This window comes from Nocardioides stalactiti (assembly GCF_014180715.1).
Classification (GTDB): domain Bacteria; phylum Actinomycetota; class Actinomycetes; order Propionibacteriales; family Nocardioidaceae; genus Nocardioides; species Nocardioides stalactiti.
In genome coordinates, this window is record NZ_JACEFC010000148.1 from 1 (window position 1) to 8,729 (window position 8,729).

Here is an 8,729-nt window from a genome sequence, read left to right on the forward strand (position 1 = left end):
CTGCCCCGCGGTCAGCTCGGCGTGCAGCCCGTCGCACACCTCGAGCACCCGCCGACGCGCCCGCGCGGCGTCGCGGTCGGACCGGTGCCGCGCGACCATCCGCGCCACCGCCACCGCGACGCCGCCGACGATCCCGCCCAGGGCCGCCGTCTGCGGTTCGGTCGCCACCCACCACCCGCCGAGCGCGACCAGGGCCGAGGCCATGATGGCGACCAGGGCGACCGACGGGCGGTGCCCGGGTCGCCGGCCCGCCGGTCCGCCGGGCACCAGGAGCGCTGCCACACACCCGGCGAGTGCGCCGGCGACGACGCCGCTCATGCTGGGCTCACCTGAAGCTCACCGGGGGCTCACCGCGGGCGCCGAGACTCGATGAGGTCGAGCAGGCGTCGGGCCCCCGGACCGGCCGCCAGCACGCCGGCGCAGTCGACCGTGGTCGCGGTCAGCGTCCGCACCCAGCCGGCCTCGTCCCGGCGCAGCACCGCCACCTCGCTCAGCCGACGCCGCCCGTCGCGATCGTGCTCGAGGTGGAGCACCACGTCGAGCGCCGACGCGAGCTGGCTGTGCGCGGCGGCCCGGCCCAGGCCGGCGCCGAGCGCGAGCGCCTCGATCCGCGCCGGCACATCGGCAGCGGAGTTGGCGTGGAGGGTGCCGCACCCGCCCTCGTGACCGGTGTTCATCGCCGCGAGCAGGTCGACGACCGCCGCGTCGCGGACCTCCCCCACCACCAGCCGATCCGGGCGCATCCGCAGCGCCTGGCGCACCAGGTCGCGGAGGGTGACCAGCCCGGCGCCCTCGAGGTTGGCCGGCCGCGCCTCGAGCCCGACGACGTGGGGGTGGGCCGGCCGGAGCTCGGTCGCGTCCTCGACCACCACGATCCGCTCACCCGGGTCGACCTCGCCGAGGAGCGCCGCGAGCAGCGTCGTCTTGCCGCTGCCGGTCCCGCCGGTCACGAGGAACGCCAACCGGGCCCCGACGACCAGCTGGAGCAGCTCGTGGGTCTCGCCCGTCAGCGTCCCGGCCTCCCGGAGCTGGTCGAGGGTGAAACCGTCGCGGCGCGGGACCCGCAGCGAGATCGCCGTGCCGGGCCGGGCGATCGGGGCCAGCACCGCGTGGCAACGCGTCCCGTCCGCCAGTCGGACGTCGGCGAAGGGCGCCGCGTCGTCGAGGCGGCGCCCGCCGGTGGCGACCAGCCGCTGCGCGAGTCGTCGTACGGCGGCCTCGGGACCGAGCCGGACCTCGGTCGCCTCGAGCCCGGCGCCGCGGTCGACGTGGACCGGTCCCGCGCCGTTGACGAGGACGTCGGTGACGCCGGGCTCGCGCAGCAGCGGCTCCAACGGACCGGCGCCGACGACGTCGCGCCGCAGCGCCTCGTAGACGGCCAGGACCGTGGCGTCGCCCACCGGCCGGCCTGCTGCACGGAGCGCCTCGGCGACCCGGTGCGGGGTGAGTTCGCCCGCTGCGCGAGCAAGTCTGCCGCGGACCTCCTCCAGCAGCGTGTCGATGTCCTCGCCCGGGCTCACCACAGCCCCTCGCCGCCGCTGCGCAGCACCTCGGCGACCGCCGTGGCGAGCGGGCCCCGGCGGTGACGGAGCGGACCGAGACCCAGGTCCACCGCCTCGATCAGCCGCGGCTGGTCCCTCATCTGCACGACCACGGGCGCCTGGACGACCGCCTCGACGTCGCCGACCGACAGCGCCTCGCCCCGCACCACCACCCGGAGGTCAGGGTGTCGGCCGAACCGTTCGCGCACCCGGGCCGCCGCGCTCACCCCCGGGACGCTCGCCACCGCGACCAGCAGCAGCCGGTCGCAGCGCGCCGCGATCTCGTCGACCAGCCGGTCCGGGGTCCGCGGCAGGTCGAGGACCACGGTGTCGTGACCGCGCCGCGCGGCCGAGACCGCCTCGCGGAGGGCGAACGCCTGGAGGCTCCGGGAGCCGGCACCGGAGTACCACGACAGCACGCCGAGCCGTCCCCGCCGTGGCAGCGCGTCGCGCAGGGCACGCGCGCTGAGCCGGCCGGTCGTCTGGCACAGCGCGTCCCAGCGGAAGCCGTCGGTGCGCTCGAGCCCCAGCATCCGGTCGAGCCCCGGACCTTGCGGGTCGCAGTCGATGACGACGGCGTCACCGGTCGCGGCGGCACCCTGGCCGAGCGCGCACGCGAAGATCGTCGCCCCCGCACCACCGGAGCCGCCGACCACCCCGACCACACGACCGTGGCCCGTCCGGCGTTCGGCGACGTCGGCCATCAGCTCGACCAGCCAACCCGCCGAGTCGGCCACCTCGACGACCTGTTCGGCACCCAGCACGAGCGCGGTGCGGAACAGCTCGTCGGGTGCACGGACGATGGTCACGACATAGACGTGGGGCCGGCGCTCCGGCGCCAGCGCGACGACGACGTCGGCGAGGTCGGCGCCCACCAGCACGAGCGAGGCCCGCCGCCACGCCCCGAGGGCGGCGACCGGGTCGTCCTCGGTCGTCGGGATGACGTCGGCCGCTGCGGCCAGCGGGAGCAGCTCGGCGAGCAGCGCCTGGTCGGCGGTGAGGATGAGCGGCGCGGGATCAGCCGCTTCGGCGAGAGTGGTCATGCCTGAGGGTCGGTGCCGTTCGCCGTACGACGCGGGGCGCTGGCCGCGGCCTGGGGACAGGTCCGTGGACGACGCGGCTGGGGACGGACGCCGGGCCGCGAAACCCCGTCGGACGCGCCCGATGTGGCAACGACAGCGAACAGGTCGCCCCTACGATTGACCCATGAGGCCCGAGGCGGCGTTCTTCGACCTCGACAAGACGATCATCGCCAAGTCGAGTGCGTTGGCGTTCAGCAAGCCGTTCCAAGCGGGCGGCCTGATCTCACGACGGGCCGTGCTGCGGTCGGCGTACGCCCAGTTCGTGTTCCTCGTCGGCGGCGCCGACCACGACCAGATGGAGAAGATGCGGCTCTTCATGTCGCAGCTCGTCGCCGGCTGGGACGTCGCCACCGTCAAGGAGATCGTCGCCGAGACGCTCCACAACATCGTCGACCCGATCGTCTACGACGAGGCCGTCCAGCTCATCGAGGAGCACCACGCCGCCGGTCGCGACGTCGTCATCGTGTCGTCCTCAGGCACCGACGTCGTCGAGCCCATCGGCGCGATGCTCGGCGCGGACCGGGTGGTCGGCACCAAGCTCGAGATCGTCGACGGCAAGTACACGGGCGAGATCGACTACTACGCCTACGCCGAGGAGAAGGCCCACGCGATCCGGGCGCTGGCCGAGGAACGCGGCTACCGGCTCGACGCCTGCTACGCCTACAGCGACTCCTCCACCGACATCCCGATGCTCGAGGCCGTCGGCCACCCCTTCGCGGTCAACCCCGACAAGGAGCTGCGCAGGGCAGCAGCCGTCAACGGCTGGCCGATCCTCATCTTCAGCAAGCCGGTCGCGCTGCGCAGCACCGTGCCGCCGAAGCCGACGCTCGCCGCCCTCGCGGTCGGCGGCGTGGTCGCGGTCGGGGCCGCCGTGTGGGTGGGCTCCCGGCGCCGCAACGCCTCCGCCTGACCTCAAAAGTCAACCCTTGTACGTGGCCCGCAAGCGGCGTACAAAGGGCTTCAAGAACTTCACAAGATCAACACATGGCCCAGGTACCCACGCGGCGATCGACCCTTCCCAACAGGGCGCACGTCACCCGGGAAATGCCCGGGGCGGCATAAACAGATGCACGCCTGGTAGCCACGGGACCATGTGTCAGCGGTGGCACCCGAGAGACCTTTCGAGACTCGGGTGCCACCTGCACGTTGTGATGGTCCGCGTCACCCTGGGTTGCGGCTGCTTGGCGTCTCACCCCATCGGCTTGAGTCTCGGCTGCTCTGCGGCCTGCGGCCGGACCGCTGAGGCCCGCCGTCGCGCCGGTCAGTCGGCGTCGCGGACCAGCGGGCTGGCCTCGGCGGCCGCGGCGTAGGCCTCGGCGGTGTAGAGCAGCCACGAGTGGATCCCGCCGGCCTTGCCGCTGGAGTAGCCGCGCAGGTTGGACTCGTACTCGGCGCGGAGGGCCAGGTGCGCGGCCTCGGGTACGACGAGCGACTTCTCGTCCACGCCCTTCGCCGCGAGCAGCAGTCGCTCGGCCGCGCGGGCGACGATCCCGTTGTGCGACGGGAAGGGTGCGTTGACGACGAGCTCGGCGTGGACCACCGCCGCCACGGCCAACGCCGGGGCCTCGGTGGTCGCGGTGACCAGGTCGGCGACCGTGCGCAGCAGCCCCGCAGACTCGCCGTCGCGCGGACGGCCCAGCCGGTCGACGGGCAGCGAGCCGTGACCGGCCAGCGCGTGCAGCCGGGCGAACGCCTGGAGGGGCGACCGCCGTACGACGGGGACCAGCGCCAGCAGCTCGGTCGAGACCCGCACCGCGTCGGCGGCGATCTCGTCGCCGCCCCCCGCCCGGACCTCGGCGAGCGAGGAGGCCGACCCCTCCAGGACCGCGCTGGCGTGGGCGCCGCGCAACAGCGACTCGGCCGTCAGCTCCGGAGAGGTACGACGCAGACCCCGGTCGCGCAGCACCACGTCGATGCCGTCACGGGCCCCGGCGTAGGCCGAGGGGACGCCCTCGAGCGACACCAACCATGCCAACGGGTCCGCGCTCACCGGAAGAACGCTACCGAACGGTTAACGTTGCCCCGATGGCACCCGACGACCACTCCTCCCCCGACGCAGACCCCGGCGCTGGCCCCGACCCCGCGCGCTGCTTCGGCAGCGTCGTCGACTCCTACGAACGCGGTCGCCCGGGCTACCCGATCGACGCGGTGCGGTGGCTGAGCGGCGACGAGCCGCTCTCGATCCTCGAGCTCGGGTCCGGCACCGGCAAGCTCACCCGTGAGCTCGTCGCCCTGGGCCACGACGTCCACGCGACCGACCCCGACCCGGCGATGCTCGACGTCCTGGCGCGCAACTACGTCGTCACCCGGATCTCGCAGACGACGGCGGAGGACATCCCCGTCCCCGACAGCACGTTCGACATCGTGATCGCCGCCCAGAGCTATCACTGGTTCGACCACGAGGTGGCGCTCCCCGAGATCGCGCGGGTGCTCAAGCGCGGCGGATCGCTGAGCCTGGTGTGGAACACCCGCGACGAGCGGATACCGTGGGTGAAGCGGCTCGGTCGGGTCATCGGCAACCAGGAGCAGAACGCCGGCCCCGGTGACGAGCTGGAGTCCTCGCCGTACTTCGGACCGGTCGAGCGCGAGTCCTTCAAGCACTGGCAGGTCATCGACCGGGCGTCGATCCAGGACCTGGTGCTGTCGCGCTCCAACATCGCGACCCTCCCCGCCGAGGCGCGGGAGGCCAAGCTCCGGGAGGTGCTCGCCTTCTACGACGACTTCGGCCGCGGCATGGACGGCATGCAGCTCCCCTACGTCACCGAGTGCTACCGCGCCGTCGTCGGCATCAAGCCCCAGCCGAAGCAGATCGTCCCTGCCGAGGGCGAGCCCTACGTCGGCGAGGACACCGTGCCCGTCGCCCTGTCCGACGTCGACTCCGCCGTCCTCGGCGTCGTACCTCCCGAGGTCGTCGACCCGCCCACCGACGACGACTCCGGGATGCTCCTCATCGACTTCCGCTGACCGCCGAGTCGCCCCTCCTGCGGGCCCGAGTCGCCCCTCCTGCGGGCCCGAGTCGCCCCTCCTGCGGGCCCGAGACGCCTCGGTTGGTGGTGCCCGCAACCCGGGCAGGTCGGCCCCGCAACCCCGGCAGCTCGGCCCCGCAACCCCGGCAACTCGGCCCCGCAACCCCGGCGGTTCGGCAGGATGAGGGACATGCGGCGACGAGGGCACCTCGGCAGTGAGGCCGACCGGGCCACGTTCCGGGCGTTGCACCAGGCCTCGCTGGCGTCGCCCGCGCTGCGCGAGGGCCTGACGGCCGACAGCTCCGAGCGCGCGATCAAGCACCTCCGGACCCTCCTCGGCACACCGGCGCTCGCGCTCACCGACACCGCGTCGACGCTGGCGTGGGACGGGAGCGGCGCGCACCACCAGGCCCAGGCCGGTGCCCTCGCCGCGATGCTCGTCGCGCCGGGCGGCGGCGACGCGGCCGGCGGGTGGACGCGGACGGTCGAGCAGCACCAGCTGCCCTGCACGACGTCCGGCTGCGCGGTGAGGACGGGGGTCATCAGCCCGCTGGTCGTGGACGGACGGGTCGTCGGGACGGTCCAGGCCTATGCACCGACGACGACCGCCAGCCTCATCCGCGCCACCGAGGAGGTGGCCCAGTGGGTGTCCGGTCAGCTCGAGCTCGCCGAGCTCGACGCGAGCCGCAACCGGGCGATGGAGGCCGAGGTGCAGGCGCTGCGGGCGCAGATCAGCCCGCACTTCATCTACAACTCCCTGGGCGCGATCGCCAGCTTCGTCCGCACCGACCCCGACCGGGCCCGCGAGCTGCTGCTGGAGTTCGCCGACTTCACCCGCTACTCCTTCCGTCGGCACGGTGAGTTCACGACGCTCGCCGAGGAGCTGCGCTCGATCGAGCGCTACCTGCTGCTCGAGCAGGCTCGCTTCGGTGACCGGCTCCAGGTGACCCTCAACATCGCGCCGGAGGTGCTGCCGGTCGTCGTGCCGTTCCTCTGCATCCAGCCGCTCGTCGAGAACGCCGTCCGCCACGGGCTCGAGAGCGTCGACCACACCGGGCACCTGCGGATCGTCGCCCACGACCGTGGTCACGAGTGCGTCGTGGAGGTCGAGGACGACGGCGTCGGTGAGGACCCCGACAAGGTACGACGCGCGCTCGCGGGAGACACCTCGCTCGACTCGACCGGGCTCGGCAACGTCGACGCTCGGCTGCGCGCGACCTTCGGGGACGACTACGGTCTGGTCGTGGAGACCGCTCCGGGCGCCGGCACCAAGGTGATCGTGCGCGTCCCCAAGTTCGCCCCAGGGGTGAGTGTCCAGTGAGCCTGCGCGTCCTGGTCGTCGACGACGAGAAGCCGGCCCTCGACGAGCTGACCTACCTGCTCGGCGCGGACGAGCGGGTCGGCGAGGTGGTCGCCGCGTCGACGGCGACCGAGGGCCTGCGGATCCTGCGCGAGACCGACGTCGACGCCGTGTTCCTCGACATCCAGATGCCAGGTCTCACCGGCCTCGAGCTGGCCGAGGTGCTGAGCCGCTTCAAGGAGCCGCCGCCCGTGGTGTTCGTGACGGCTCACGAGCAGCACGCGGTCGACGCGTTCGAGCTCCACGCCGTGGACTACGTCCTCAAACCCGTCCGCGCCGACCGGCTGGCCGAGGCGGTCCGCCGGGTCGTGTCCGGCACGACGCGCGCCCCGGCGCCGGAGGACACCCAGATCGCGGTCGAGCGCGGGGGCGTGACCCGGTTCATCGACCGCGCCCAGATCGCCTACGTCGAGGCCCACGGCGACTACGCGCGGCTGCACACCCGGACCGGCGACGCGTTCCTGGTGCGGATCCCGCTCTCGACGCTCGAGGACGACTGGCGGTCGGCCGGCTTCCACCGGATCCACCGGTCGCTGCTCGTCGCGCTGGCCCACATCGACGAGCTGCGCACCGAGTCCGGCCGCTGCACCGTGCTCGTCGCCGGCACCGAGCTGCCGGTGGCCCGGCGTCACACCCGCGAGCTGCGCGACGTCCTGGTCCGCCGGGCCCGCACGCCGGAGTGACGCAGCGGTGAGCGAGCAGCGACCGGCGCGGGTCCGGGTGACCGGACCGCCGCGCTACGCCCGCGGCCCGCGCAACCGGATGGGCGACGTCCACGAGCAGACGCCGCTCGGTGACGTGTTCCTCCGCTCCTTGCTGCGCGAGCAGCTCGCCCTCGCGATCCGGGTGCTGCTGCTCATCGCTCTCACCCTCGGGCTCCTCCCCCTGGTCTTCCACCTCTGGCCCGCCCTCGCCGACGTGGACGTCGCCGGGCTGCCCGTCGCCTGGCTCCTCCTGGGCGTGCTGGTCTATCCGTTCCTGCTGCTGGTGGGATGGCGCTACGTCCGCAGCGTCGAGCGCAACGAGCGCGACTTCGCCGACCTGGTCGAGGGTCCCGACGGGAGCCCCCCGTGACCGGCGACGCCGTACCGGGACTGGTGGCCGTCCTGGCCGTCACCGTCGCGACCCTCGCGATCGGCACCTGGGGCCTGCGGTTCTCCCGGACGACGAGCGACTTCTTCGTCGCCTCGCGGTCGGTCAACCCGCGGCTCAACGCCTCGGCGATCGGCGGCGAGTACCTCTCGGCTGCGTCGTTCCTCGGCGTCGCCGGCCTGCTGCTCGTCGGCGGCGCGCAGATGCTCTGGTACCCGGTCGGCTGGACGGCCGGCTACCTCGTCCTGCTCGTCCTCGTCGCGGCGCCCTTGCGCCGATCGGGGGCCTACACGCTGCCCGACTTCGCCGAGGCCCGGCTCGGGTCGCGGGTCGTCCGCGCGGCCTGCTCCCTGCTCGTCGTGGGGGTGGGCTGGCTCTACCTGCTGCCGCAGTTCCAGGGCGCCGGGCTGACGCTGGAGTCGGCGATCGGCGCACCCCGGTGGGTCGGCCCGCTGATCGTCGGCTCGGTGGTCCTCGTCAACGTGATGTCGGGTGGGATGCGGTCGATCACCTTCGTCCAGGCCTTTCAGTACTGGCTCAAGCTCACGGCGCTGCTGGTCCCGGCGATGGTCCTGCTCGTCGTCTGGTTCGGCGACGGTCGGCCTGCGGGGTCCGGCGGCGGCGCCGGCTGGTCGGTGCCCGTCGCCGGCGACGGCGCGATCGGCCTCTACACGACGTACTCGCTGAT

At 73.5% G+C, this 8,729-nt stretch carries 10 protein-coding genes; 6 read left to right on the forward strand and 4 right to left on the reverse strand.

Features of this window, described 5'->3' with window-relative positions:
- From H0487_RS20260 to ssd, 3 genes are all read right to left on the reverse strand, one after another.
- Positions 1-318, reverse strand: a 318-nt coding sequence (locus H0487_RS20260) for a hypothetical protein (RefSeq protein ID WP_376766694.1), incomplete at its 3' end; no start/stop codon positions are given.
- A gap of 29 nt (positions 319-347) precedes the next feature.
- Positions 348-1,520: a TadA family conjugal transfer-associated ATPase gene (locus tag H0487_RS20265; protein WP_312856035.1), complete on the reverse strand. Its 1,173-nt coding sequence runs from the start codon at positions 1,518-1,520 to the stop codon at positions 348-350.
- The gene (gene ssd, locus H0487_RS20270; protein ID WP_183096037.1) at positions 1,517-2,584 is read right to left on the reverse strand and encodes a septum site-determining protein Ssd; all 1,068 of its coding nucleotides are present in this window, start codon (positions 2,582-2,584) and stop codon (positions 1,517-1,519) included. The genes H0487_RS20265 and ssd overlap by 4 nt, the downstream gene beginning before the upstream one ends.
- Positions 2,585-2,747: 163 nt before the next feature.
- Between ssd and H0487_RS20275 the strand changes: the two genes are divergently transcribed.
- The gene (locus tag H0487_RS20275; protein ID WP_183096038.1) at positions 2,748-3,533 is read left to right on the forward strand and encodes an HAD family hydrolase; all 786 of its coding nucleotides are present in this window, start codon (positions 2,748-2,750) and stop codon (positions 3,531-3,533) included.
- 351 nt (positions 3,534-3,884) lie between these two features.
- On the opposite strand, the gene H0487_RS20280 is transcribed toward H0487_RS20275, so the two are convergent.
- Entirely contained in the window at positions 3,885-4,613 is a 729-nt protein-coding gene (locus tag H0487_RS20280; RefSeq protein WP_183096039.1) for an oxidoreductase, read from the reverse strand.
- Positions 4,614-4,648: 35 nt separating this feature from the next.
- On the opposite strand from H0487_RS20280, the gene H0487_RS20285 reads away from it, so the two are divergent.
- From H0487_RS20285 to H0487_RS20305, 5 genes are all read left to right on the forward strand, one after another.
- On the forward strand, positions 4,649-5,587 hold the full coding sequence (locus tag H0487_RS20285) for a class I SAM-dependent methyltransferase (protein ID WP_183096040.1): 939 nt from the start codon (positions 4,649-4,651) through the stop codon (positions 5,585-5,587).
- A gap of 192 nt (positions 5,588-5,779) precedes the next feature.
- Positions 5,780-6,910, forward strand: coding sequence for a sensor histidine kinase (locus tag H0487_RS20290; RefSeq protein ID WP_183096041.1), 1,131 nt, complete (start codon positions 5,780-5,782; stop codon positions 6,908-6,910).
- Positions 6,907-7,632, forward strand: a complete 726-nt coding sequence (locus H0487_RS20295; RefSeq protein ID WP_183096042.1) for a LytR/AlgR family response regulator transcription factor — start codon at positions 6,907-6,909, stop codon at positions 7,630-7,632. Before H0487_RS20290 ends, H0487_RS20295 begins: the two co-directional genes overlap by 4 nt.
- A 7-nt stretch (positions 7,633-7,639) precedes the next feature.
- Positions 7,640-8,023, forward strand: a complete 384-nt coding sequence (locus H0487_RS20300) for a hypothetical protein (RefSeq protein WP_183096043.1) — start codon at positions 7,640-7,642, stop codon at positions 8,021-8,023.
- Positions 8,020-8,729 (forward strand): sodium:solute symporter family transporter (locus H0487_RS20305; protein ID WP_446685585.1); only part of this gene is annotated, 710 nt, incomplete at its 3' end. The genes H0487_RS20300 and H0487_RS20305, both read left to right, overlap by 4 nt.